Origin of the sequence: Lysinibacillus sp. FJAT-14745 (assembly GCF_001275675.1) — a bacterium.
Taxonomy (GTDB): Bacteria; Bacillota; Bacilli; order Bacillales_A; family Planococcaceae; genus Lysinibacillus.
In genome coordinates, this window is sequence record NZ_LITM01000002.1 from 316,301 (window position 1) to 341,657 (window position 25,357).

Here is a 25,357-nt window from a genome sequence, read left to right on the forward strand (position 1 = left end):
GTCAGCAACAAAGCGAGTAGCCCGTAGCGGAAATCAGCCTCTTTGGATGTATAAAAATGGTTAATCAACACACCTGCACTACTTTATTTCTATTTATGACTCTGTATAATTAGAAATATATGAACTTCGTTATTGAAAAGAAAGGAGGAAGATGTGGTAATCTACCAACATCAATGAACAATGAAATACTTCGTAAATTTTTTAAAAGGTCTTATGATTACTGTTATTGTTATCTGTATTTCGTTTTTTATGGTGACGCAGTTTTTCAATACTAATGAAACAAAAGAGCCTGTAGTTGTCGATAATAGCCCTAGTGTAGAAGAGTTTATTGGCTCTATTGCTGAAATTGCTCGGAAACAAGGTGCTGACAATGACTTGTATGCATCGATTATTATTGCGCAAGCCGTTTTAGAAAGTGAGCATGGGCAAAGTGGCCTTGGATCTGCTCCAAATAACAATTTATTTGGGATGAAAGGTAGTTACCAAAATAACTCCGTCACATTGGAAACATCTGAAGATGATGGTTCGGGTAATATGACTAGGGTGATGGCTGAATTTCGCAAATATCCTACCTATGAGGCTTCCATACGAGATTATGTAAAATTAATGCGTAACGGGGTTTCCTGGAACAAAAATTTCTATGCAGGAGTTTTTAAAAGCAATACAAAGTCCTATACAGATGCGACGAAGTTTTTAACAGGCTCCTATGCAACAGATTCACAATACAATGAAAAGCTTAATACACTGATAGCAAAGTATGATTTACAACAGTATGACAGTCCTGTCAAAGATAAAAAAACAATTACCGTAGCTGATGGTGACTCTCTTATACATATTGCAGAGGCTCATAATGTTAAAGTTACGTCCATTAAACAATGGAATCAGCTTCGATCTGATAGAGTTGAAGCCGGCCAACAATTAAATATTTATAAATATTAATGTAAAAAATCTCCATGTACAATTATTGACATGGAGATTTTTATCTTCTACTAACTTATTAATCTGTAAATCACAGTTTCTAAGTCAAAGACTCGTTTATTCAAAACGTACGTTCTACCTTCTACCTGCTGAGCAATTTTTTCAGTAAACTCACCTAAATTTTCGATAATATTTTTCTGAAGCTCTGCTTGTCCAATTTTAAGTTCATACACATCACTCTTAAGTACTTGTACATCACTTTTAAGTTCATGCACATCATCCTTAAGTATGTGTACATCACTCTTAAGTTCATGCACATCATCCTTAAGTATGTGTACACCGCTCTTAAGTTCATGCACATCATCCTTAAGTATGTGTACATCACTCTTAAGTTCATGCACATCATTTTCAATTTTATCTAAGCGTAGTTCAATTCCATCAAATCTTTGATCAATAGTCTCAAAACGTTGGTCAATTCCGTCAAGTCGCTTATGCACTGGTATTAATTCTTCTTTTAAAACGGAACGTAACAACTCTTTTAACTCTAGATTCAATTCATATCCCCCAATCCTCTAATTTTGATTGCATTATAGCATAATGTAAATAGGTTATCTCAATCAATAATTTTCCGATTCGTCTCAAAAATTGAAAAAGAGAAGCCACGTCAAGCTTCTCTAAACTTTTTATTTAAATAAGCTAGCAACAGCGGTAATAGATGTTGCCAAATCTTTTCGATATTGCTGATGCTGTTCGTCCAGACTGTTTATATTAACCTCGTTCCCGCCAAGCGAAGAATGTACATAAAAGTTATCTCCTATATATAAAGCAATATGTCCTGGGAAGTATAATAAGTCTCCCTTTTGTATGTGCTCTAGAGATATTTCTTTAATAGGAAAACCTTCAACGATTTTGGCATCGCGATAAATATTTACCCCATTTAGCATATATGCCATAGAACATAGACCTGAGCAATCAATACCTAGCGGCGATTTTCCTCCCCAGCGATAGGGTGTCGCTAAATAGCTAAGCGCTGTTTGGACAACATTTTCTCGTAATTGTTGCTCAGATAAGCTATTTTCTGGAATTTTTTCTTGTAGCCATTGCCTACGTACGTAACCGATCTCCTCCGTTACTAATTGCACTGCTGCCCATTCAGGATCTAGCTCGTCAATAGCAATCGAACAGATGATTGAACCTTTAACGAGCGTCATCATTTTCGTACTCTGAATGCGAGGCTGCTGCAAAACATCAGCGAAGCTTTGGTTAATAAAATGGTTTACTTCTTGTAGCCAGGCATCCGTTTTGGCTTCACCCACTAGTAAGTTATCCTTCTGGCAATAACCTTCATAGCGATATGCGGTTTGTATACGTACCCAGCTCTCATCTATGTCTTCTATGATTTGAACCGTCATTCCGTATAATACCTCATCCACTAATTCTGAGGATTCATCTGGCTTTGCATGTAAATTGGCAATCATTGACGTCACAATGGCATTCATTCTATCATCTCCTTCCGCTTCACCAAGTAATCGTAAACAACTTTGGAAAGACGACCAATTAGCTGCCTTGCATGATCATTATTAGTAACTTCAGTGATGAAAACGCCAATGAGATAATCCCCAGAGCTACTGTACACAATCCCAACATCATGATCTACCGTATCAAGACCACCTGTTTTATGAGCAAGTTTCACATCATCTACTAAATAACGCTTCAGTGATTCGTGTACTCGTTGGCGGCATAAAATTTCTAGCGTTAGTTCACTAAATGCTAATGATAACAAGTCCCTACGATAAATTCGTGAAAATAGCAGTGCCATATCACGTGCTGACGTAGTATTATCAAAGCCTTTTGCAAGCCTCTCGATATCCATCATCTTACGTTGAATTGTAGTTTGTAGTAGCCCAATTTCACGAAAATATTGATTGAGCGCATCCATTCCTAGAAAATCGATTAGTACATTTGTTGCTGTATTATCACTCGTAATAATCATCCATACTAAAAGCTCGTAAATGGTACTTTGCTCTAGGCGCTGCTCACTAATAACACTAAAATCCACCCATTCTTCTGGTGTTATCTTAATCTCTTGTTCTAATGATAGGTTGTTGCTTTCTACATAATTCAGAACAGCAAGCAGTATAGGCACCTTAATCAAACTAGCACTAGAAAACGTGTCTTCTAGCTTTTCATTCATGAAAAAATGTTCAGTCTTACAATCTTTCACAAACATATGCACTTTATAGGGAGCTATTTGAAGAATCTGTGTAATCGTTTGCTTCATATTTCACACCTACTCTATGACTTTTATCAACTGATTCTCCGTGTCCATTGTAATAGTTCGACCTAATGGCAGGGACAGCGTTGGTAAACAGTGGCCACAAGTAATGTCCTTAATGATAGGTATATTGAGTGGACCTAAAATTTCTTGAAAAATGGTTTGTAGTGATAGGCTGTGTTCTGGATGTTTTGGATCTTCAGGGCCGCAATTTGTCCAAGCTCCTAATAGGATACCTGCCACCTCATCTAGTTTGCCTGCCAATTTTAGTTGCGTAAGCATCCGATCAACACGTTGCTCACTCTCGTCTACATCTTCTAAAAATAGGATTTTACCCTTTGTATCAATTTCATAAGGTGTCCCAAGAGATGCGGTAACTAATGTTAAGTTCCCACCAATAAGCTGCCCTGTCGCTTTGCCAGCTGCAAGCGTTGTCATTGTACGTCCAGGTGGATTTTCAAGACAGTAGCCCGTACGTTCTGTTGCTGTCACACTTTCGATAAAAGAATTCCATGTATATTGATCCATCTCTGGTCGAATAAATTCTGTAGAGGGCATTGGTGTATGATACGTAACAAAGCCACATTGTTGGTTAAAAGCGATATGTAATGCCGTTACATCGCTATAACCAGCAAATACTTTTGGGTTGGCTTTTATCGTAGCGAAATCTAGAAGCGATAAAATTTTTGTCGCTCCGTAACCTCCACGTAGACAGAAAATGCCGTCAATGTTAGAGTCGCTAAACATTTGATTAACCTCAGAGGCTCTTAGTTCATCAGAGCCTGCTAAGTAGCCGTGCCTTGCTCGACATGTTTCCCCAGCGACAACTTTAAAACCTAGCTTTTCAATACTTTGAACGGCAGGAAGAAATTTTTCAGGTGGGGTTGCACCCGAAGCACTTATCAAACCAATTGTGTCACCTTTTTTCAATGCCTTTGGACGAATCATTTGCTTACCTCCATTTTTAGTGAAGTTCGGTATCTTTCCAATTCCTCTTCATTAGCCAAGACAAAATGACCTTCTTCTATTTCAATAAATGACGGTGGCTGAATGTCATAGTTATGCTGTGATGGATCATAGATTTCTACGACTTTATCACGCTCCTTATAAGGATTTGGCTCCGGTACTGCCGATAACAATGCCCTTGTATAAGGATGCAGGGGATTAGCAAACAGCTTTTCTGTCTCCGCTAGCTCAACAATTTTACCTTTATAAATTACAGCCGTTCGGTCCGTAATAAAGCGGACTACAGATAAGTCATGAGCAATGAATAAATAGGTTAAATCATTTTGCTGCTGTAGGTTTGCTAGTAAATTTAATACTTGAGCACGAATGGATACGTCTAATGCCGAAATTGGTTCGTCCGCAATAATAAACTCTGGCTCCATTACTAGTGCACGTGCAATGCCGATACGCTGACGCTGCCCTCCTGAAAATTCATGCGGGAAGCGACTAGAAAACTCCGGTAATAATCCTACATTTAACAATGCATTGCGTACTTTCTGTTGACGATCAGCCTCATTTTTGAAGTTTTTTGTATTAATAAGTCCCTCTGAAATAATATAGTCAACCTTTGCACGTTCATTTAGAGATGCCATAGGATCTTGAAAAATCATTTGGATTTTCTGTGTAATTTCTCGATCCCACTCTTTCGATATTTTGCCATTTAGTTTCTTACCGTGATACAGTATTTGTCCTTCAGTGACTTCATTGATACGCATAATAGCTCGGCCGATTGTTGTTTTCCCAGAGCCTGATTCACCTACTAAACCAAATGTTTCACCTTTAAAAATATCGAAGCTGACATCATCAATCGCTATAAATTTATTTTTGCCCTTCCCAAAAACAACCTTTAAATTTTTCACCTCAACTACTACTTCTTTATGACTCATGCGCGTATCGTCTCCCTTCCGCGAAAAAGGCTTGTAGCGCTTCAGGAGGCTCTACTTTCGGCGCAAGTGGATCTAATAGCCATGTACGAGCATAATGTGTGTCACTGACCTGAAAAAATGGAGGACGTTCCACAAAATCGATCTTTAACGCATATTGATTGCGAGGTGCAAAGGCATCTCCCTTAATTTCTTGAAAAAGATTTGGTGGAGTACCCTTGATGGAATAAAGCTGCTCCCCTTTTGAGCCTAGTTGCGGTAATGAAGAAATGAGCGCCCATGTATAGGGATGCTTGCCATTAAAGAAAATTTCATGCGTCTTTCCTATTTCGATGACATCACCTGCATACATAACGGCAATACGGTCAGCAACCTTCGCGACAACGCCTAAATCATGCGTTATATAAACGGTCGTTAGTCCATATTTTTGTTGAAGATTTTTTAAAAGCTGCAAAATTTGTGCTTGGATTGTTACGTCTAATGCAGTTGTTGGCTCATCACAAATTAAAATTTTTGGTTTACATGCTAGCGCAATTGCGATGACGATTCGTTGACGCATGCCACCGGAAAATTCGTGAGGATATTGCTTATAGCGCTTTTCCACATCGTGAATGCCAACATCTTTTAACAATTTTAATGTTTCTTCGTATGCGACTTTCCCCTTTAAGTCTTGATGTAAATGAACACATTCCTCGATTTGCTTACCAATCGTTTTCAGTGGATTTAATGATGTCATAGGATCCTGTGTAACCATTGCCACTTCTTTTCCCCGAATGCTTAGCCACTCCCGCTCGGTTCTAAACTGCGCTAAATCCTGAGTATTGTAGAGGATCTGCCCCTGATCAATGTAGCCATTTTTATCGAGCAAGCCCATGATTGATTTCATAAGAACGGATTTTCCTGAACCTGATTCGCCAACGATCGCAAGATTTTCACCTTTGTATAAATCAAGGGAAATATTACGAATGGCCGTTAGCACTCTGCCACGAAGTGTAAATTTAATGACAAGGTTTTGGATGGTTAAAATAGGTGATTGAGTTTGTGTCACTTCCATCATCCCCCTTTATACGTGATTTTTCGGATCTGCTGCATCTGCAAATGAATTTCCTATAATATAAAATGCAATCGTAATGATACTTAATACAACACTTGGAAAAATGAGCTGATATCTTAATTCTGGAGACATCATGAGTACTCGTCCTTCATTGATTAAATTTCCTAAAGACGGCTCACTAATCGGTAGTCCTAATCCGATATATGTTAAAAAGACTTCTGAGCCTATTGCAAATGGGATGGCTAGGCTCATTCGTAACATAATGACCGAAATGAGATAAGGTAAAAGATTTTTTAAAATGATTCGATAATCGGGGGTTCCTAAACATTTTGAAGCTAAGTTATACTCTCGATCACGCAAAATCACAATTTGATTGCGTATAAATCTCGCCATTTCCACCCAGCCGGTAATACACATGGCAATAATGATCGTAGAAATACTTGGTCGCAAAATATAGGACATTAAAATAAGTACGATAGTCGTCGGTATGTTATCAACGACGTTGTAAAGCTGTGTGATGGGCAACTCTAATTTACGCGAAAAGCCCCAAAGTGTACCGACTGTAATACCAACGATAGCCTCTACTAAAGCAACGACACAGCCAATAAATAACGAGGTTCTCGTCCCTGCCCAAATACGTGACCATAAATCCTGCCCAATGGAATTTGTCCCAAACCAAAATTCAGCATTTGGTGCAATATTACGTGCTTGGAGGCCTGTCTGGTCATCTAAATATATTTCAGTCGGTGATTTTTGCGTTGGTAAATACGGCTGTAAAATGGTGAAACCTACGATTATAAACACGCCAACTAATAAAAAGACAGCGATGCGATTTTTCAAAAAGGATTTCCATGTGGAACGCCAATAAGAATAATTAGAATAGGCAGTTTCTTCAGCTTGACGTTCATCTACTTCTGCAAACTCGAACAATGTTTCACGTGATTTGTTTGAGATATTGTTTATTTCTTCTGAATACATTCCCATTAACGTACACTCTCCCCTTTCCCCAATTTAATGCGCGGATCAACAAGGGCCATTGTAATATCACCTAAAATGAGTCCGATAATTCCAAGTGACGAGAACACCAGCACTAAGCCTTGTACAATCGTATTATCCTGTCGCTGTATAGCATCTACGAGTAAGCCCCCCATACCAGGAATGGAATATAAGGATTCAATGTAGATGGAACCTGTAATGGTAAAAAGAATAGTTGCTGGTAAATACTGTGCCATTGGAATAAAAGCGTTTCGTAGTACATGTTTAAACATTAATGCACGCTCTTTAACTCCTTTTGCTCTCGCTAGCTTAATATAATCCTTGTTTAATTCATCCACCATATAACGCCGCATCCACATAGCATAGGAGGCAGTCGGTGCTAACGCCATTGAAGTCAGTGGTAAAATCCACGTAATTGGCCTATACTCATCAAAAAGCATTGGTAAATGGAAAATTTCTGTAATATACATTTGAATGACTAAATAATAGACGGCGGCTGGCACTGCAACGATAATGACAATATAGCCAGTCCCTAAGCGGTCCAGCCAGCGTCCCTTCATCTGGGCCATCAATATGCCGAGCGGAACTCCAATTAGAAGAGATAGTGCAACCGCACCTAAACCAAATAGTAAGGAATACATGATCTTATCTGCAATAATCGTAACGACTGGTACATCTGTCCGATATGTAACGGATTTACCTAAATCACCATGAAACAGCTTAGCGTAAAAATTCCCCAACTGTACAAGTATCGGGTCACGTAAACCTAAATTCGTTAAATATACTTCTTGTTGTGCAGGTGACATTTTATTCGCTGCTGCTCCTAAATAACCTTCTTCCGGCATTAAACGTAGTAATGAAAAAACAATCGTAATAATAATAAATAGTGTTAAAACTGATTGTAATAACCGTTTACCTATATACCACAGCATCATTTCATCCTCCTTCTTCAGAAAGACTGAAGGAGATGCCGACTTTTTTATTTCGGTATCTCCTTCATCAATACTCATTGCTTTTGAACATTTATCTTGAATGGAGCAATTATATTTTTTTCAGCATTAACTACCCTAAAGTCCGATTGCTGCAACTAACAATCATGGGAATAAGTTGAAAAAGATTGAATTTTCAATCATTTTGACACTTTAGCTAACGCATCCGCACGTTCTTGCTCCCATTTCGCTAAAGCTTCTTTAAATTCCTCATTACTCATCGGTTTTTCTAAAACTCGCTGACCTTTAAATTTCTCGGAAGTCACACCGAATGGAGAATATTGAGCTTCAAATGGATTTAATTTAGAAGCAACATAGCCGCTACCCCCTACTGAATAAGGGATAACAAATGCCTCATCAATTAAGAAGGCTTCCGCTTTGGCAAATAGTTCATAACGTTTTGCTGTATCGATTGTCGCTTTTGCTTCGTCCACTAAGTTTTGATATTTTGATTTTCCGTTTGCTTCTGTATAGCCTTCAGCTAGCTCTGGTTTATTATAAGTACCGTCTGCAGTAAATGGATCCGTATACGTTGATGGATCGGCATAGTCTGGACCCCAGTTTGCTTCGAGTAATGCAAATTTACCAGGTTTACGAACCTCTGATAAAAAGCCTGTTGATGGGCCGGCCTCTATGATAATATCTACATAATCAGTACCTAATAATTTTTCAATCTGCTGTTCAACCACTTGTGAACGATTTGCCCAGTCTGGACCACCGGAGTTATAAGGCATTAACACTTTTACTGGGAAAGTTACTTTTCCTTCTAGCGCTTTTTTCGCTTTTTCCTTGTATTCCAATGCCTTCTCCTTATTGAAGGAGTCGTTCTTTGAAATATCAGCTAATGGTGCTAACTGTGTATAGTCAACCCCCGCCACATTGACAAAGTTTTTAGGAGTAATTGTGTTGCTAAGCAAATCTTTTGGATTATAAGGTTCTAAAGTTAGCATTGCAGATTCACGGTCGAGTGCATGGAATAGAGATTTTCGGAAATCTTTATTATTGACCGCTTTCTTCCAATTTTCAGGCTCGTATTCTGCATCAAATTGCGGGTTAAAGTTTAATGCATAGAAATACGTATAGAAGTTATTTTGTGTTTGACGAATTTGTGATTTTTTCTTCTCATCTTTAAACCACTCATCAATTATAGAAGTTGGTATACTAGCTGAATCCACTTCTCCTCGTAAAAATAATTCTGGTTCAACTGTAGCCGCTTCTTTATTGTATTTATAGCGAATACGATCAATCAGAACATGATCTTTATCCCAATACGTATCATTTTTCACAAGTACTCGCTCATTTTGCGGTTCAAATTTGTCTAAAATATAAGATCCGTTATAAAGGAAATTTTCACGAGTTGTACCAAAACTATCTCCTTTTTCTGCTATAAACTTACCATTAACCGGGAAGAAACAGACATAATTCAACATAGAAAGGAAATAAGGTGTTGGCTTTTCTAAAGTATATTCTACTGTATGTTTATCTACTGCCTTTATGCCAACCTTCGTAAAATCTGTCATATCACCGTTATAGAAGGCTTCCCCATTTTTTACGACCGTAGCAATCCAAGCTGTTGATGATTCATTTTTTGCATCAAGTACATAATGTAAGCCATCTACAAAATCTTGAGCAACCACATCTGCATACTCTTTCCCGTCATGAGTGACCCATTTTGCATCGTCACGTAGCTTGAACGTCCAAACTGTAGCATCGTCATTTGATGACCATTCTTTGGCTAAGCTTGGTTGTACAACACCATACTTATCATACTCAATTAATCCATCAATCAAGTTCGCTGCCACAGCAAACTCATTGGTTTCGGAGGTCTTTAAGTAATTTAACGTTTTTATTTCCCCTGAATAAACAACGCGATACTCTGATTTCTTTTCACTTGAAGAATCATCACTACAAGCTGCACAAAGCATTACAATAAGACACACGAAAAGCAACCAATACCTTTTCATAATAAACATCCCCCTAGTAATCTTATTTATCTACATAAAGTGACAGTACAAATCCCACTTCAAGATGTTAGAGAAGTAAAAAATAACAGTGGGAGATCAACTATCCATAAAGCCCGATTGGTTCTATTTACAGTCAGTAGGGTTGACGCCCCCCTCACTGATTGAAGCTGCACTTTATTATGAAAATCCTATTCCAACTGCATCCGTCATCCTAATTCGATCATTTTCAAATATTGGACCACCTGCAATAGGATCTTTCAAACATAAACTTGGTCCGTCTAAATCTACCATCGTGATATTTTTCTGAGATGCGGCAAAATGTGCAGCGGCACTAACGCTAATTTTTGTCTCTAACATACAACCAATCATGCATCGTATGTCGTTCGCCTCCGCAATGTGACAAATTTTCTGCGCTTGATAAATGCCTCCTGTTTTCATGAGCTTAATATTAATCAAATCTGCAGCTCGCTTTTCAATAATTGTATAGGCATCTTTTGCAGAGAAAACACCTTCATCTGCCAAAATATTTGTCAATGTATTTGCCGTCACGAATTGCATTCCTACTAAATCATGGCAATGAACAGGCTGCTCCACCAATTCAACATTCGCACCTGCATCTTCCAGTGCACCAATAATTTGTACAGCCTGCTTCGGTGTCCAACCCTGATTCGCGTCAACTCGTAATGTTATGGCGTGTCCAACTGCATCACGAATAGCAATAACTCGCTTTACATCGCCTGCTGGATCTTTCCCGACTTTGATTTTTAAAATTTGAAAACCTCGCTGTACGGCGGCTATACTATCCTTCACCATTTCTTCAGAATCATTTACACTTATCGTAATATCTGTTATTAATTCTTTCCGATAGCCCCCTAATAATTTATACAGAGGTGTTTGATAGTGTTTCGCAAATAAATCATAAATCGCCATATCTACCGCAGCTTTTGCACTAGTGTTTTGATAAATACTGCTGTCAATTCGCTCCATGATTTCTGTCAATTCTTCTATATCCATCCCGATAATAGCTGGCTTTATATACTCTTCGATAGCGTGCGAAATTGACCCTAGTGTTTCACCAGTAATGGCTGCAGTCGGTGCCGCTTCACCGATGCCTATTTGCCCATTATCAGCATGGACATAGACGGCAATATTGTGAATGCTATGCACTGTTCTCAATGCTGTTTTAAATGGTGTTATAAGCGGTGCCTCCACCTTTCCTACGACAATATTTTTAATTTTCATCCATTCACCTACCTTTTCGTTACTTATGTTAAGAACTGTAAAATTCGAAGCACCTCATAAAAATCCTCCGTTACGAATTCCACTGTATTATGTGGTTTGAACGTAGCGTTCGGATAGAATGAATTTCGATATGCACGAGTATGATCCCGATAAATGATTTCTACCACGAAGCGCTCAGGCAATGTCACTTGTAAATCTTCACGCGACACCTTCATTGAGTCCTCAACAAGTCGTTTCGTTTCCATAATTGTCAGCTGTGGACTCACACTAATAGTCGCATTTCCTATCCCTTCTTTTGTAGCAAAGGTGATAATGTTGTCATTAATAGAGAGAATTTCTTCTGTTAACCCCACGTCCCCACTTACAAATGACACCGGTACACCATGTAAAGCAGCCGCGTACGTATTAATCAAAAATTCACTCGCATACTCACCATTAATTTTCACATCAGCAAAAACACAAAGCGTATGTGCTAAAGGATTTCTTGCACTTCCACCTTTACTGTGATAGCCAATAAAAACGGCGCGATCAAAGCTCTTATCAAGCCCCGCAACCATACACATCGGGTCATACGTCCAACCTCGAATGACCTTGCAGTTTACTGGCAAATTAGATATATCAAGATTACGTGCTGAATCATGAGCATCCTTTAATAAAATTTCGGTCGCCCCACCAAGAATAGCCCCCTCAATTGCGGCTTCTACTTCCTTTGTCATTTGCTTTTGGAAAAACTGATAATCTGGCGCGTTTAGCTCCGTCTCACTCCAAACTGTTGTGCCAGTAATCCCTTCAATATCTGCACTAATATAGACCTTCATAGAAATCGAAACTCCTTTACTTTATTGTCTTGGATAATTGCTTCCACTGCCCCATAACTAGCTTCTTGCGCACCTACACGTCTTGCCCATGAAACATTATTAAAATCGTAATGCCACCATTCCTCTGAATAATTCGTAAAGCCAACCATTGTCATACAGTTATACAGAAGTCGTCGATGAACACAGGCTTCCCAATCTTCCTCTGGATGTTGCTCAAAATAGCGTGTCGCAGACTTTTCACTGATTTCATCAAATGCTGTACCTAAATTTAAAGCATTGCCATCTAAATCTCCTAGCGTCACATCAATCGCTCCACCTGTTAAATGAGGGGCAAAATGAGCATGACCAATGCTAGGAAACGCAACGTACTTTCGCGTTTCTCTTACAACCTCTTGCTCAGTCAAATGTGGAAAACGCTGTGCGATTTGCTTTGAAAAACTCGTAAACAAAAATTGCTGTACTTGGAACGGACGATAGCCATCATATATGATAAGGCTATAATTTTTAGACAATAATAACAGCGCTTGTGTTAATCGCTCATACACACTCTGACGTAAATAAATTGCTTGTAAACTGTTTGGTATTTTTTGTTGATAGTAAATTGGGTTAATAAAAATCCTCGAATGTTCTTCCCCGATTTGAATGAATGGCTCGCCATTTTCACGAATTGTTGGCGTTGAGTCCCTCATTGAAGTTTTATTTACCTCAATGGGTTGAAAAACGGCGTCATGTATAGTACACACCTCCAATTTCAAGTTTCGATAAAATTTTCGGATAATTCAGTTTTCATTGAATGTATCATACCTTATATTTATTGACTAGATAAAAAAAGAAATATGACATAATAATGGCTATTTTCTTCTTTTCAATCAAGATACGCCAAATGATTGAGGCAAGCTGTCGAAAAACAATGTTTCTTCACCTATTTAGAAATTTTATTCACGGAGGGGGTAGAAGATTACTGAAAGATGATAAAACATGACGAATAAGCATCTTCAAAGATTTCCTAGTTAGAGCTCTTCGCCATAATGTGTGGTTGATTTCCGTTCCGATTGGGCGCTTTCTTGGGGGCGTCTAGTCGGAACGGAAATCAACTAATATGCATACGTTTTAACAAATGCATCTACTACTTTCGGTGATGAGCCTTAGTTAATAGAATCAAATTTAATTGGTTACAAAAAAACCTCCATTTTGATATTAATCAAAACGGAGGTAAAACTCTTCTAATTATTTCGAAGTTGGATACAGTCCAATTGCCAAGTAAATAATATTTTTATTAATATTTCACGCACTAAAGATGAGGTTTCATTTACGGAAGAACGAATATGACATTGAATAATTTTATTATTGAAGCTAAACCAGAACCATCTTGCTGGATATTTTGTTTCTTGAATTCCATAATAAACTTCAATTTTTCTATTTTCATATGGAATTTTCAATAATCTAAATCTCCATTTTTGACGAGTTCCAATATTTCTCCCTAAAGTTTTTGGTAAATCTTGTTCTAAAGTATGTGGGGCTATTGAAATCCAGCACCCATCTGTCAGGTTTTCATTTTGTCGATATAGTAATTGAACTTCATTCGTTTCTTTACCAATCCCAACCGAATCCAGCTTATAATCTAATAATGTCTCTGAGAAAGTATTATCCAAATTAATTGTTTCTGGGTCAAACCATTTTACTCTCGTTACTTCATCTTCGCCCCATTTTCCTTGATCATGTCTAGCTGTGTAACTTACAGTAGCAAATGACTTTTTTGACAAATCCAAGTTTATTACCAATAAATTCGCAAGATATTCTATTAACTCATCATCAGTGGCATCACCTTCAAAAACAGATATCTCCACAGTTGTAAATCCTACAGAATAGCTTAAAGCCTTATTATTTTTATAATCTATGCCAATAAAGCCGACTCTATTATTTATTACGAAAGGATTCCCTTGTTTAACCAAATTTGTATCTGCATAAATAAGGGAAAGCCCAATCATAGAAAAATTGTTTTACTCGAATAATTCCATTCTGAAGTTTTGCATAGAAGTAAATCGAACTACGATTATCTTTTGTTTCCGGGCGCAATGAAAAATTATAGATATTTTGCATTTGTTTATCATTCGGTAGTAAAGGGCTAAAATTAACATACTCTACAATTTCATCTAATGATTTATGTGTAATGATATTTTCCCATCTCCATTTAAAATTGATAAGCTTCCACTTTATGTCCATTTCGACCAACTGTAGTCTGTGCCTGCGAAAGTGAATTTAAAATGGCTTCCTCTGTTGCTTCTGCAGCAGCTGCAAATAATTGATTCATGATAGGATGATCCTCACGTAGTTGTGTCCGTGTTTCGACAAGCTGATCTGATAGATGAGCGATATGGTGGGCTGTTGTAAAGCCAATAACTATATCTCCGCTGCCATGTGAAAAATGACTGCCTGTACGTCCCAGTCCGATACCACACCGTTTAATGACACGAGTCAGTTGACGACTACTAAGTGGAGCATCTGTGGCAAGTACGATGATAATGGAGCCATCTGTTGGAGATAATGTCGATTCATGTTGTTCTTTTGAAACAAGATATCGATGTGCTAAAAACTCTGAGCTATGCCCAAAATTACTAAGGACCATACATCCTACCGTGTAATTCGTTGATTCATGCGTCACAATTCGGGAAGATGAGCCAATTCCACCTTTGTAGCCAAAGCACATCATTCCTTTCCCTGCTCCAACCGCCCCTTCCTCTGCAGTGTCATTTGATGCCTTGCGAATCGCTTTCACAGCATGCTCGGGTGTGATAGGGCATTCTCGAATAGAATTTAAATAGCTATCATTACATTCCCCAACAACGATGTTGATAGTTCCTGTCGATTGACCAATTTCACTATTTGTATCGAGCATATATAGTAGCGTTCCTTGAGTTACTGCTGGAATGCCAAATGTATTCGTTAACATAATGGGTGATTCAATAACGCCAAGCTCATTCACCTGCACAAGCCCTGTTGTTTTACCAAAGCCATTTAGGACATAGCTCGCTGCAGTAACCTTTTGCTGAAACAAATTGCCCTCATGCGGTAAAATCGCTGTTACTCCTGTACATGCATAAGCTCCTTCTTCATTAATCTTTTCATCAAGTGTTACATGACCTACCCGCACTCCGATTACATCGGTAATACAATTTTTCTCACCAGTTGATAAGTTTCCAATTATAATCCCCATTTCCCGTACTTTCCTCGGCATATTATTCCCCCTCACGAATCGCCCTATTTACAGCAGCCTGTGCATGTATAACAGTTGTATCAAAAACAGGTACGTTAACATCTTCCTGCTTAATGAGTAATCCAATCTCTGTGCAGCCTAAAATAATTCCTTGTGCTCCTAATTTCACAAGGCCCTCAATCACCTGTAAATAATATTCCTTTGATGTTGGTTCAATTTGACCTAAACATAATTCTTCATAGATGATCCGATTTACTTCTGCACGCTCCTCAGCAAGCGGAACAAGCACTTCGATGCCAAATCCCTCTACTCTAGCTCTATAGAAATCTTGCTCCATCGTATACTTTGTCCCAAGAAGGGCAATTTTTTGTAAACCAGCCTTTTCTATTTGATTGGCTGTCGCATCTGCGATATGTAAAATCGGGATTGAAATCTTCTCCTGAATGAAATCAATAACCTTATGCATCGTATTGGTACAAATGACAATAAAATTTGCCCCTGCACCTTCTAGAGATCGTGCTGCTTCTCCCAGTACTTGCCCAGCCTTCTCCCAATCTCCCCTGGCCTGATAATGCTCGATCTCTTGAAAATCTACACTATATAAAATACATTTTGCCGAATGCAAGCCTCCTAATTGTCGTTTTACCTCCTCATTCATAAGACGGTAATACTCACCAGAAGACTCCCAACTCATTCCACCAATCATACCAATCGTATCCATAAAATCTCCTCCTTTAATTCTATTATTAATTTACCTTAAATAAGAGAATTTTCAAAATATAACTCCCCTTATATTTGATAGAGGAATTTATTAGATTGATACTAACAAACATTTAAAAATAGTAAATTTTAAATTGTTAATTATTTCAAAATAAATGTTTATAATATCCTAAAATAGCCATTATAATAGTAAAAAACTTTCAGAAAATAAAGAATAAGCAAACAAAACCTATTTTTTAATAATTTTTATTTTCTAATAGTTGATTTTTTATAAAAAAAAAGTGTAGACTAAAACGTATTGTGAAAGGAGGAAAGATGATGGAATGGATATCGAATATCGTAGGTAACCTTAATGATATTTTATGGTCAAAAATGCTTATTGCATTGTTATTGATTGCAGGATTATATTTTTCATTTGGCACAAAGTTTGTACAAATTCGACTTTTTCCTGAAATGTTTCGTTTAATAGTTGAAAAAAGAGAAGGGGAGTCAGGTGTTTCCCCGTTCCAAGCCTTTACGATAAGCGCGGCATCGCGTGTAGGTACTGGAAATATTACAGGTGTGGCATTAGCAATCGGAGTAGGTGGGCCAGGAGCTGTATTTTGGATGTGGATTATTGCCATATTAGGAATGGCGACAGCCTTTATTGAAAGTACACTTGCACAGGTGTACAAGGTCAAGGATGGCAATACGTTTCGTGGTGGACCAGCCTATTATATGGAAAAAGCGTTAGGTCAACGAAAATTAGGAATCATTTTTAGTATTCTTTTAACATTATGTTTTGGCTTTATTTTTAACGCTGTACAATCTAATACGATTGCTACTTCTGTAGGTGCAGCATTTGATTTAAAACCTGCAGTTATTGGAATTATTCTCGTTATGTTAACGGCTTTGATTATTTTTGGTGGCGTACATAGAATTGTAAAAGTTACACAAGTACTTGTACCAGTAATGGCTATTTTCTATTTAGCTGTCGCGTTTTACGTTGTCGTGACGAACCTATCTGAAATTCCTGCTGTTTTCGAGCTGATTTTCACTCAAGCGTTTGGTCTTCAGGAAGCTGCAGGTGGTGCGATTGGTGCTGCAATTAGTCAAGGTGTTCGACGTGGCTTATTTTCTAATGAGGCTGGGATGGGTAGTGTGCCTAACGCCGCAGCTACTGCCAATACTTCACACCCTGCTAAGCAAGGACTTGTGCAAAGCTTAGGAGTCTTTTTTGATACGATCATGATTTGTTCAGCAACAGCGTTCATCATTATTTTAGCGGGTCTATATAATACAGGTGAAAGTAATGGAATTATTCTTACACAAAATTCTTTAGCTGTACACGTAGGTGATTGGGCTCCTTACTTTATCGCTATTGCTATTATTTTCTTTGCATTTAGTTCGATTGTCGGAAATTACTATTACGGTGAATCTAATATTGAGTTTATAAATGCTCATAAAGGCTGGATGTTTGTCTACCGTATTTTAGTGCTTGGTATGGTTATGTTTGGTTCTCTTGCGCAAGTAGAGCTTGTTTGGAACTTAGCAGACTTGTTCATGGGACTAATGGCTTTAATAAATATTGCCATCATCATGTTACTTGGCAAAATAGCCTTCCTTGTATTAGATGACTTTACAATGCAACGAAAAGCCGGTAAAAATCCCGTCTTTTATGCAAAATCAATTCCAACATTAAAAAATACTGATTGTTGGGAAGAAGATCGATAATATACAAAAACGCCATCCTCAAAAGAGGAATGGCGTTTTTTGTGCTGTTTGATTCTTTTAATATTTAAATTGACTTATTAGCTGTTTTAACTCATCCGCCATATGTGCTAGAGCTTGTGCTGAAGCATTAATTTCTTCCATTGAAGCTAATTGTTCCTCTGTAGATGCCGCTACGTCCTCTGAAGCAGCTGCATTTCCTTGTGCTGAGAACGCTAAATCTTCTGTAATAGCTGCCACCTCTTGTACGCTCGCTGACATTTCTTCAGATGCAGAAGATACCTCTTCCATTTTAGGAGTAATTTTATCCATGCTTGTCTTAATGACTTGGAATTTCGTAATGGCTTCATCCGATACATGTAGTCCATTTTGAACATCCTCTGTAACTTTTGCCATGATATTTACGGATTGTTCTGTTTCTAATTGAATACCATGGATTAGCTCGAAAATTTGCTTTGCAGATTCCTGCGATTGCTCCGCCAGCTTTCTTACTTCATCAGCAACAACTGCAAAGCCTTTTCCGTGCTCCCCTGCTCGTGCTGCCTCAATGGCTGCATTCAGAGCAAGTAAGTTCGTTTGATCTGCAATGCTTGTAATGACATCTAAAATGGATGTAATTTGCTTAGAGCGTTCATGTAGTGTTTGAATTTTCGTGTTTGAATCTGTTACCGATAAATGGATAGATTGCATTTGATCTTTTGTATCCTGAACTGCCTGTCCACCTTCATCTGCTTGTAGCGTTGCGTGCTGCGAAAGATCTGTCACAGTAGAAGAGATGTCCGCAATATGCAGAATGGCCTTAGAAAGTTCATGTAACGATTCTGCATTCTTATTGGCACTCGTCGTTTGCGTGTCTGCACTCGTAGCAACATCTTGAATCGAAATGGCCACTTTTTCTGTAGCAATGCTCGTTTGGTTAGCATTGGCTGTTAGCTCCTCTGCAGACGATGCTACCTCCTCGGCATTTTGTTCAATTTTTTGAATAAGAGTCCTTAAACTGTCTTGCATATCGTTAAAGGCTTGCCCTAGCTGTCCAATCTCATCTTGAGAAGTAATTATCACTTTCTCTGTTAAATCACCTTTACTAATGGTCACCGCACTATCCTTAAGCGATCTAATTGGTTTTATAATTCCCTTCATGACAAAATAGAACACAATCGTACTTATGACAATCGCAATAACTAACACAAGTAACGTATGTTTTAAAATGGATGATGCCGATTTATCAATTTCCTTCGAAAAAATTGTGCCGGAAATTTTCCAATTCGTTAATTCATTTGTAGTAAAGAACATAATACGGTCATCACTGTCTTCATACGTGCCAGATTTACTTTCATACATCTTATCTGCGAAGCTCTCTGTTAATTCGCTACCTGCTTCTAAAGTAGGATGTGAAATAACCAGTTTATTTTCATCAAAAATAGAAGAATATCCATTTTTCCCGATTCTAATTGAGCTTGCGGTTTTTTGGAGGTCTGCCAATTTTATATCTATTGCTACTACCCCAGATTGGTCCTTAATTTGACGGGCAACTGTAACAACCATATCTCCAGTTCCTGCATCAATATAAGGATTCGTTATTAAAGTTTCGCCTTTTAATGCCTTGGCCTCTTTAAACCAATCCCTTTCCAAAGGATTATAATCCCCCATATCCGTTTTTGGTTCTTGAATAAATGCTCCATCATTTGTTCCAAGATAAACACATAAAACCTCTGGATGCATCTTCATATATTGTTGAAAATTCGTTAATATTGTGGCTCCCTTCTGTTTATACTCAGAAGAATTTATTTCCTCGCCAAAAACATTAATATCGTTTATTTTTTCACTAATGGTTTTATCAATAACCGTATTTAACATAGTTACACTTTCATTTGCACTAAATAATATTTCTTCTTTTATCGAATTTTTAGCCGAAAGATACGAAAAACTCCCAACAGTAATAACTGGAACTAGCAAGATAAGAGCAAATAAAGTGTAAAGCTTGCCCTTAAAGCTTCCAAATAATTTCTTCATGCAACAGTTCTCCTTTTGTCTTCATTCGTTCTTAAGATGTGTATTTTTGTATAATTTCGTGTTTTCTTTTAATGGCACTATACTCAATGATTTAGACTCAAAAAGAATGCCGCTTTCCTCTACTGTTCACAGCCTACCCTTCTTTTATCGATGAAATTTCACCCTAGGCTTTTATCGGACGAAATACATAAATTCAAACCCCTTTTTTCATTTTTTTGATTTAGCTAGCTTAAATTCTTCTATTTCGCATTTTTCCATCATTCAACTAAACATAGAATTTTACTTTAGATATGATTATTGCTGTCGCATAGAGAACATAAAAGTGGAAAGAACAAAAGGAATATAAGCTTTCAGAAGAAAAACCATGCCATCGATCGGACAACGATAAATCGATGTAGAGCCTGTTTTTGGATTCTTGAAGGCTGATTTGCGTTTCAGTCGATTTTCTGTCCGTGGAAAATCAAAAACGAAATGGGCTTTGCATTGATAGCAGTAAATATTTGAAAATACACTGCCGTTATTAACAGAGAAATAAGGTAAAGAAAATAGAATGACTTGGTCAAACAAGAAAAAAGAGAAATCGATATACTTTTCGATTTCTCTTTTTCTTTACTATCAGCTAGTTATGTCCCAGCCTTGTTTTTTTGTATGTCTTTCTATTAATATTTAAATTGACTTATTAGCTGTTTTAACTCATCCGCCATATGTGCTAGAGCTTGTGCTGAAGCATTAATTTCTTCCATTGAAGCTAATTGTTCCTCTGTAGATGCCGCTACGTCCTCTGAAGCAGCTGAATTTCCTTGTGCAGAGAATGCCAAATCCTCTGTCACAGCTGTCACTTCTTGTACACTTGCTGACATTTGTTCAGATGCAGAAGATACCTCTTCCATTCTAGGAGTAATTTTATCCATGCTTGTCTTAATGACTTGGAATTTCGTAATGGCTTCATCCGATACATGTAGTCCATTTTGAACATCCTCTGTAACTTTTGCCATGATATTTACAGATTGTTCTGTTTCTAACTGAATGCCATGGATTAGTTCAAAAATTTGCTTTGCAGATTCCTGCGATTGCTCCGCCAGCTTTCTTACTTCATCAGCAACAACTGCAAAGCCTTTTCCATGCTCTCCTGCTCGTGCTGCCTCAATCGCTGCATTGAGAGCCAGTAAGTTCGTTTGATCTGCAATGCTTGTAATGACATCTAAAATGGATGTAATTTGCTTAGAGCGTTCATGTAGTGTTTGAATTTTCGTGTTTGAATCTGTTACCGATAAATGGATAGATTGCATTTGATCTTTTGTATTTTGTACTGCTTTTCCACCTTCATCTGCCTGTAGCGTTGCATGCTGCGAAAGATCTGTCACAGTAGAAGAAATCTCTGCAATATGAAGAATGACCTTAGAAAGTTCCTGTAACGACTCTGCATTCTTATTAGCACTTGTCGTTTGCGTGTCAGCACTCGTCGCAACATCTTGAATCGAAATGGCCACCTTTTCTGTAGCAACGCTCGTTTGAGTGGCATTGGCTGTTAGTTCCTCTGCCGACGATGCTACCTCCTCGGCATTTTGTTCAATTTTTTGGATAAGAGTCCTTAAACTGTCTTGCATATCGTTAAAGGCTTGCCCTAGCTGTCCAATCTCGTCTTGAGAAGTAATTATCACTTTCTCTGTTAAATCACCTTTACTAATGGTTACTGCACTATCTTTGAGCGATCTAATTGGTTTTATAATTCCCTTCATGACAAAATAGAACACAATCGTACTTATGACAATCGCAATAACTAACACGAGTAACGTATGTTTTAAAATGGATGCTGCCGATTTATCAATTTCCTTGGAATAAATAGTACCAGTAATTTTCCAATTCGTTAATTCATTCGTTGTAAAGAACAAAATTCGATCATCACCGTCAAAGACATAATCATACGTTCCAGATTTACTTTCATACATCTTATCTGCGAAGCTCTCTTTTAATTCCCCACCTGCTTTTAAAGTAGGATGTGAAATGACCATTTTATTTTCATCAAAAATAGAAGGATATCCATTTTTTCCGATTTTAATTGAGCTTGCGGTTTTTTGAAGGTCTGCCAATTTTAAATCAACTGCTACTACCCCAGATTTGTCCTTTAACTGACGGGCAATTGTTACAACCATTTCTCCAGTAAATGCATCAATATAAGGATTCGTTATTAAAATTTCTCCCTTTAAAGCCGTAGCCTCTTTATACCAATCTCTTTCTAAAACATTGTAATCCTTAACATCCAATTTAGGTTCTAGAAATAATGCTCCCTCATTTGTTCCAAGATAAACACTTAAAGCATCTTGATTCATCTTCATATATTGTTGGAAATTTGTTAATATTGCGGCTCCATTCTGTTTATACTTAGAAGAATTTATTTCCTCGCTAAAAACATTAATGTCATTTATTTTAGAACTAATGGTTTCATCAATTACTTTATTTAAAATATTTACACTTTCATTTGCACTAAATAATATTTCTTCTTTTATCGAATCTTTTGCCGAAAGATATGAAAAACTCCCAACAGTAATAACTGGAACTAGCAAGATAAGAGCAAACAATGTGTAGAGTTTACCCTTAAAGCTCCCAAATAATTTTTTCATGCAACTATTCTCCTTCTGTCTTCATTATTTCTTAAGATGTGTGTTTTTGTATAATTTTGTGTTTCCTTTTACTGGCACTATACTCGATGATTTAGACTCAAAAAGAATGCCGCTTCTATCTACGGTTTACAACCTACCCTTCTTCTATCGATGAAATTTCACCCTAGGCTTTTATCGGACGAAACTCATAAATTCAAACCCTTTTTTTTCATTTTTTTGATTAACCAACATAAATTATTTTATATTGCACTTCTTCATCATTCAATTAATCCTAGAATCTCACTTTAAATATGTTCATAGCTGTCGTACACAAAAACTTGTTGCCCGAAAAAATATGTAAAACAAAAGCTTTTAGAAAAAACAGATGCCATATAGCGACAATGGGAAAACGATGTAGAACCAGTTTTTTGTATTATTGAATGCTAATTTGCGTTTCACTCAATTTTCTGTCCATGGAAAATCAAAAGGTTGAAAACGAAATGTACTTTGCATTGATGACAGTAAATTTCTAGAAATAAATTAACAGAGAAATAAGGTAAAGAAAATAGAATGACTTATTTAAACAAGAAAAAGAGAAATCGATGCCTATTCGATTTCTCTTTTTCTTTACTATCAGCTAGTTATGACCCAGCCTCGTTTATTAGGTTGAAAAACACAATGGTCAAGCAGTCGAGCCACAAAACAGAATCGCTAAAGCTGATTTTCTTCGTTTTTATAGGAATACTTTGAAGATTTATCGAAACTATTTGAGCCTTTATCGAAAAACAATCTCTTTCTACCAACAAACGACTCAAGTAAGCGCCATTCGTATTGTCCAAGAGTCATACTTTATTTAATAGGACACCTTAATCTCATTGAAAACAATAGTTTTTCGTATAGCTGATTCTGTTAATATTTAAATTGACTAATTAGCAGTTTAAGCTCATCTGCCATATGCGCAAGAGCTTGTGCAGAAGCATTAATTTCTTCCATTGAAGCTAATTGTTCCTCTGTAGACGCTGCAACATTCTCTGAAGCAGCTGAATTTCCTTGTGCTGAGAATGCCAAATCCTCAGTAACAGCTGTCACTTCTTGTACGCTCGCTGACATTTGTTCAGATGCAGAAGATACCTCTTCCATTCTAGGAGTAATTTTATCCATGCTTGTCTTAATGACCTGGAATTTCGTAATGGCTTCATCCGATACATGTAGTCCATTTTGAACATCCTCTGTAACTTTTGCCATGATGTTTACGGATTGTTCTGTTTCTAATTGAATACCATGGATTAGCTCGAAAATTTGCTTTGCAGATTCCTGTGATTGCTCTGCCAGCTTTCTCACTTCATCAGCAACAACCGCAAAGCCTTTTCCGTGCTCTCCTGCTCGTGCTGCCTCAATCGCTGCATTAAGAGCCAGTAAGTTCGTTTGATCTGCAATGCTTGTAATGACATCTAAAATGGATGTAATTTGCTTAGAGCGTTCATGTAGTGTTTGAATTTTCGTGTTAGAATCTGTTACCGATAAATGGATAGATTGCATTTGATCTTTTGTATTTTGTACTGCTTTTCCACCTTCATCTGCCTGTAGCGTTGCATGCTGCGAAAGATCCGTCACAGTAGAAGAGATTTCAGCGATATGAAGAATAGCCTTGGAAAGCTCCTGTAACGATTCTGCATTCTTATTGACACTCATCGTTTGCGTGTCTGCACTCGTCGCAACATCTTGAATCGAAATGGCCACCTTTTCTGTAGCAACGCTCGTTTGAGTGGCATTGGCTGTTAGTTCCTCTGCCGACGATGCTACCTCCTCGGCATTTTGTTCAATTTTTTGAATAAGAGTCCTTAAACTGTCTTGCATATCGTTAAAGGCTTGCCCTAACTGTCCAATCTCATCTTGAGAAGTAATTATCACTTTCTCTGTTAAATCACCTTTACTAATGGTTACTGCACTATCTTTGAGCGATTTAATCGGTTTTATAATTCCCTTCATAACAAAATAGAAAACAATTGCACTTATGACAATCGCAATAATTAACACGAGTAAAGTATTATATAAAATCGGTGATGCTGATTCATCAATTTCCTTCGCAAAAATTGTGCCGGCAATTTTCCAATTCGTCAATTTATTCGTTGTAAAGAACATAATACTGTCATCACCGTCAAAGACATATTCATACGTTCCAGAGTTGCTGGCGTACATTTTGTCGAGGAAGCTTTCTTTTGATTCGCTACCAGGTTCTAAGGTTGGGTGTGAAATGACCTTTCTAGTTTCATCAAAAATAGAAGAATACCCATTTTTTCCGATTTGAATTGAGCTTGCGTTTTTTTGAATGTCTGCCAATTTTATATCTATTGCTACTACGCCAGATTTGTCCTTAACCTGACGAGCAACTGTTATGATCATATCTCCGGTCGCTACATCTTTATAAGGATTCGTTATTAACGTTTCACCCTTCAAAGCCGTAGCTTCTTTATACCAATCTCTTTCCAAAGGATTGTAATCCGCGCTATTAGATTTTGGTTCTACAAATACTGCTCCTTCACTTGTTCCAATATAAATAGTTAGTACATCTGGATGTAGCTTTATATATTCCTGAAATTTTGTATCTAATGCCGTTGCATGCTCTTTATACATTGAAGAATCTATTTCCTTGCTGAGGACATTAATGTCATTCATTTTTTCACTAATGGTACTATCAATTAACGTATTTAAAATATTTACACTTTCATCCGCACTAAAAAGTATTTCTTCTTTTATCGAATTCTTTGCTGAAAGATACGATAAGCTTCCTACAGAAATAACTGGGATTAGTAAGATAAGAGCAAATAATATGTAGAGCTTACTCTTAAAGCTTCCAAATAATCGTTTCATGCAACAGCTCTCCTTTTGTCTTATCAAGTTCTTAAAATATGTTTTATCCATTTGTAGTTTCTTTTTACACTCAAAAAAAGAATT

At 37.4% G+C, this 25,357-nt stretch carries 20 protein-coding genes; 2 read left to right on the forward strand and 18 right to left on the reverse strand.

Annotated elements, in window-relative coordinates; genetic code table 11:
• Nucleotides 1-213 precede the first annotated feature (213 nt).
• Nucleotides 214-939: a glucosaminidase domain-containing protein gene (locus tag AMS59_RS03020; RefSeq protein WP_234007666.1), complete on the forward strand. Its 726-nt coding sequence runs from the start codon at nucleotides 214-216 to the stop codon at nucleotides 937-939.
• 50 nt (nucleotides 940-989) lie between these two features.
• On the opposite strand, the gene AMS59_RS03025 is transcribed toward AMS59_RS03020, so the two are convergent.
• The 15 genes from AMS59_RS03025 to AMS59_RS03100 all read right to left on the reverse strand — a co-directional run bounded on the left by AMS59_RS03025 (nucleotide 990) and on the right by AMS59_RS03100 (nucleotide 16,080).
• Nucleotides 990-1,472, reverse strand: coding sequence for a hypothetical protein (locus tag AMS59_RS03025; protein ID WP_053482280.1), 483 nt, complete (start codon nucleotides 1,470-1,472; stop codon nucleotides 990-992).
• 129 nt (nucleotides 1,473-1,601) lie between these two features.
• A complete protein-coding gene (locus tag AMS59_RS03030) occupies nucleotides 1,602-2,417 on the reverse strand; it encodes an SH3 domain-containing C40 family peptidase (protein WP_053482281.1) in 816 nt (271 codons plus the stop codon).
• On the reverse strand, nucleotides 2,414-3,199 hold the full coding sequence (locus tag AMS59_RS03035) for a serine hydrolase (protein WP_053482282.1): 786 nt from the start codon (nucleotides 3,197-3,199) through the stop codon (nucleotides 2,414-2,416). The genes AMS59_RS03030 and AMS59_RS03035 overlap by 4 nt, the downstream gene beginning before the upstream one ends.
• 9 nt (nucleotides 3,200-3,208) lie before the next feature.
• Complete coding sequence (locus tag AMS59_RS03040; protein WP_053482283.1) at nucleotides 3,209-4,141, reverse strand: LD-carboxypeptidase; 933 nt, start codon at nucleotides 4,139-4,141, stop codon at nucleotides 3,209-3,211.
• Complete coding sequence (locus AMS59_RS03045; RefSeq protein WP_053482284.1) at nucleotides 4,138-5,085, reverse strand: ATP-binding cassette domain-containing protein; 948 nt, start codon at nucleotides 5,083-5,085, stop codon at nucleotides 4,138-4,140. Before AMS59_RS03045 ends, AMS59_RS03040 begins: the two co-directional genes overlap by 4 nt.
• A complete protein-coding gene (locus AMS59_RS03050) occupies nucleotides 5,075-6,130 on the reverse strand; it encodes an ABC transporter ATP-binding protein (protein ID WP_304438245.1) in 1,056 nt (351 codons plus the stop codon). Before AMS59_RS03050 ends, AMS59_RS03045 begins: the two co-directional genes overlap by 11 nt.
• A 15-nt stretch (nucleotides 6,131-6,145) precedes the next feature.
• A complete protein-coding gene (locus AMS59_RS03055; protein ID WP_053482286.1) occupies nucleotides 6,146-7,120 on the reverse strand; it encodes an ABC transporter permease in 975 nt (324 codons plus the stop codon).
• Nucleotides 7,120-8,064 carry an ABC transporter permease gene (locus AMS59_RS03060; protein ID WP_053482287.1) on the reverse strand — a complete coding sequence of 315 codons (945 nt, stop codon included), beginning with the start codon at nucleotides 8,062-8,064 and terminating at the stop codon, nucleotides 7,120-7,122. Before AMS59_RS03060 ends, AMS59_RS03055 begins: the two co-directional genes overlap by 1 nt.
• Nucleotides 8,065-8,261: 197 nt before the next feature.
• A complete protein-coding gene (locus AMS59_RS03065; protein WP_053482288.1) occupies nucleotides 8,262-10,085 on the reverse strand; it encodes a peptide ABC transporter substrate-binding protein in 1,824 nt (607 codons plus the stop codon).
• A gap of 177 nt (nucleotides 10,086-10,262) precedes the next feature.
• Entirely contained in the window at nucleotides 10,263-11,327 is a 1,065-nt protein-coding gene (locus tag AMS59_RS03070) for a dipeptide epimerase (protein ID WP_053482289.1), read from the reverse strand.
• A 23-nt stretch (nucleotides 11,328-11,350) separates the two neighbouring features.
• A complete protein-coding gene (locus tag AMS59_RS03075; protein WP_053482290.1) occupies nucleotides 11,351-12,145 on the reverse strand; it encodes a M55 family metallopeptidase in 795 nt (264 codons plus the stop codon).
• Nucleotides 12,142-12,834, reverse strand: coding sequence for a M15 family metallopeptidase (locus AMS59_RS03080; protein WP_082337364.1), 693 nt, complete (start codon nucleotides 12,832-12,834; stop codon nucleotides 12,142-12,144). The genes AMS59_RS03075 and AMS59_RS03080 overlap by 4 nt, the downstream gene beginning before the upstream one ends.
• Before the next feature lie 534 nt (nucleotides 12,835-13,368).
• Nucleotides 13,369-14,097, reverse strand: a complete 729-nt coding sequence (locus AMS59_RS03085; protein ID WP_053482291.1) for a hypothetical protein — start codon at nucleotides 14,095-14,097, stop codon at nucleotides 13,369-13,371.
• Nucleotides 14,098-14,336: 239 nt separating this feature from the next.
• The gene (locus tag AMS59_RS03095) at nucleotides 14,337-15,380 is read right to left on the reverse strand and encodes a P1 family peptidase (RefSeq protein WP_053482293.1); all 1,044 of its coding nucleotides are present in this window, start codon (nucleotides 15,378-15,380) and stop codon (nucleotides 14,337-14,339) included.
• 1 nt (nucleotide 15,381) lies between these two features.
• Nucleotides 15,382-16,080, reverse strand: a complete 699-nt coding sequence (locus AMS59_RS03100; protein ID WP_053482294.1) for an aspartate/glutamate racemase family protein — start codon at nucleotides 16,078-16,080, stop codon at nucleotides 15,382-15,384.
• A gap of 317 nt (nucleotides 16,081-16,397) precedes the next feature.
• Here AMS59_RS03100 and AMS59_RS03105 point away from each other — a divergent pair, with 317 nt between their 5' ends.
• Nucleotides 16,398-17,792, forward strand: coding sequence for a sodium:alanine symporter family protein (locus tag AMS59_RS03105; protein ID WP_053482295.1), 1,395 nt, complete (start codon nucleotides 16,398-16,400; stop codon nucleotides 17,790-17,792).
• A 57-nt stretch (nucleotides 17,793-17,849) separates the two neighbouring features.
• Here AMS59_RS03105 and AMS59_RS03110 read toward each other — a convergent pair whose 3' ends face one another.
• The 3 genes from AMS59_RS03110 to AMS59_RS03120 all read right to left on the reverse strand — a co-directional run bounded on the left by AMS59_RS03110 (nucleotide 17,850) and on the right by AMS59_RS03120 (nucleotide 25,273).
• Nucleotides 17,850-19,802 carry a methyl-accepting chemotaxis protein gene (locus tag AMS59_RS03110; protein ID WP_053482296.1) on the reverse strand — a complete coding sequence of 651 codons (1,953 nt, stop codon included), beginning with the start codon at nucleotides 19,800-19,802 and terminating at the stop codon, nucleotides 17,850-17,852.
• Nucleotides 19,803-20,461: 659 nt separating this feature from the next.
• Nucleotides 20,462-22,423, reverse strand: coding sequence for a methyl-accepting chemotaxis protein (locus AMS59_RS03115; RefSeq protein WP_053482297.1), 1,962 nt, complete (start codon nucleotides 22,421-22,423; stop codon nucleotides 20,462-20,464).
• A gap of 888 nt (nucleotides 22,424-23,311) precedes the next feature.
• Nucleotides 23,312-25,273 carry a methyl-accepting chemotaxis protein gene (locus AMS59_RS03120; protein ID WP_053482298.1) on the reverse strand — a complete coding sequence of 654 codons (1,962 nt, stop codon included), beginning with the start codon at nucleotides 25,271-25,273 and terminating at the stop codon, nucleotides 23,312-23,314.
• Nucleotides 25,274-25,357: the final 84 nt, after the last annotated feature.

Bases quoted from the DNA above. Each gene is read 5' to 3' on its own strand.
- AMS59_RS03080 (WP_082337364.1), bottom strand. From the start codon at position 12,834: ATGAGGGACTCAACGCCAACAATTCGTGAAAATGGCGAGCCATTCATT.
- AMS59_RS03110 (WP_053482296.1), bottom strand. From the start codon at position 19,802: ATGAAGAAATTATTTGGAAGCTTTAAGGGCAAGCTTTACACTTTATTT.
- AMS59_RS03030 (WP_053482281.1), bottom strand. From the start codon at position 2,417: ATGAATGCCATTGTGACGTCAATGATTGCCAATTTACATGCAAAGCCA.
- AMS59_RS03105 (WP_053482295.1), top strand. From the start codon at position 16,398: ATGGAATGGATATCGAATATCGTAGGTAACCTTAATGATATTTTATGG.
- AMS59_RS03020 (WP_234007666.1), top strand. From the start codon at position 214: ATGATTACTGTTATTGTTATCTGTATTTCGTTTTTTATGGTGACGCAG.
- AMS59_RS03070 (WP_053482289.1), bottom strand. From the start codon at position 11,327: ATGAAAATTAAAAATATTGTCGTAGGAAAGGTGGAGGCACCGCTTATA.
- AMS59_RS03055 (WP_053482286.1), bottom strand. From the start codon at position 7,120: ATGGGAATGTATTCAGAAGAAATAAACAATATCTCAAACAAATCACGT.
- AMS59_RS03045 (WP_053482284.1), bottom strand. From the start codon at position 5,085: ATGAGTCATAAAGAAGTAGTAGTTGAGGTGAAAAATTTAAAGGTTGTT.
- AMS59_RS03120 (WP_053482298.1), bottom strand. From the start codon at position 25,273: ATGAAACGATTATTTGGAAGCTTTAAGAGTAAGCTCTACATATTATTT.
- AMS59_RS03035 (WP_053482282.1), bottom strand. From the start codon at position 3,199: ATGAAGCAAACGATTACACAGATTCTTCAAATAGCTCCCTATAAAGTG.
- AMS59_RS03065 (WP_053482288.1), bottom strand. From the start codon at position 10,085: ATGAAAAGGTATTGGTTGCTTTTCGTGTGTCTTATTGTAATGCTTTGT.
- AMS59_RS03075 (WP_053482290.1), bottom strand. From the start codon at position 12,145: ATGAAGGTCTATATTAGTGCAGATATTGAAGGGATTACTGGCACAACA.
- AMS59_RS03095 (WP_053482293.1), bottom strand. From the start codon at position 15,380: ATGCCGAGGAAAGTACGGGAAATGGGGATTATAATTGGAAACTTATCA.
- AMS59_RS03115 (WP_053482297.1), bottom strand. From the start codon at position 22,423: ATGAAAAAATTATTTGGGAGCTTTAAGGGTAAACTCTACACATTGTTT.
- AMS59_RS03060 (WP_053482287.1), bottom strand. From the start codon at position 8,064: ATGCTGTGGTATATAGGTAAACGGTTATTACAATCAGTTTTAACACTA.
- AMS59_RS03040 (WP_053482283.1), bottom strand. From the start codon at position 4,141: ATGATTCGTCCAAAGGCATTGAAAAAAGGTGACACAATTGGTTTGATA.
- AMS59_RS03100 (WP_053482294.1), bottom strand. From the start codon at position 16,080: ATGGATACGATTGGTATGATTGGTGGAATGAGTTGGGAGTCTTCTGGT.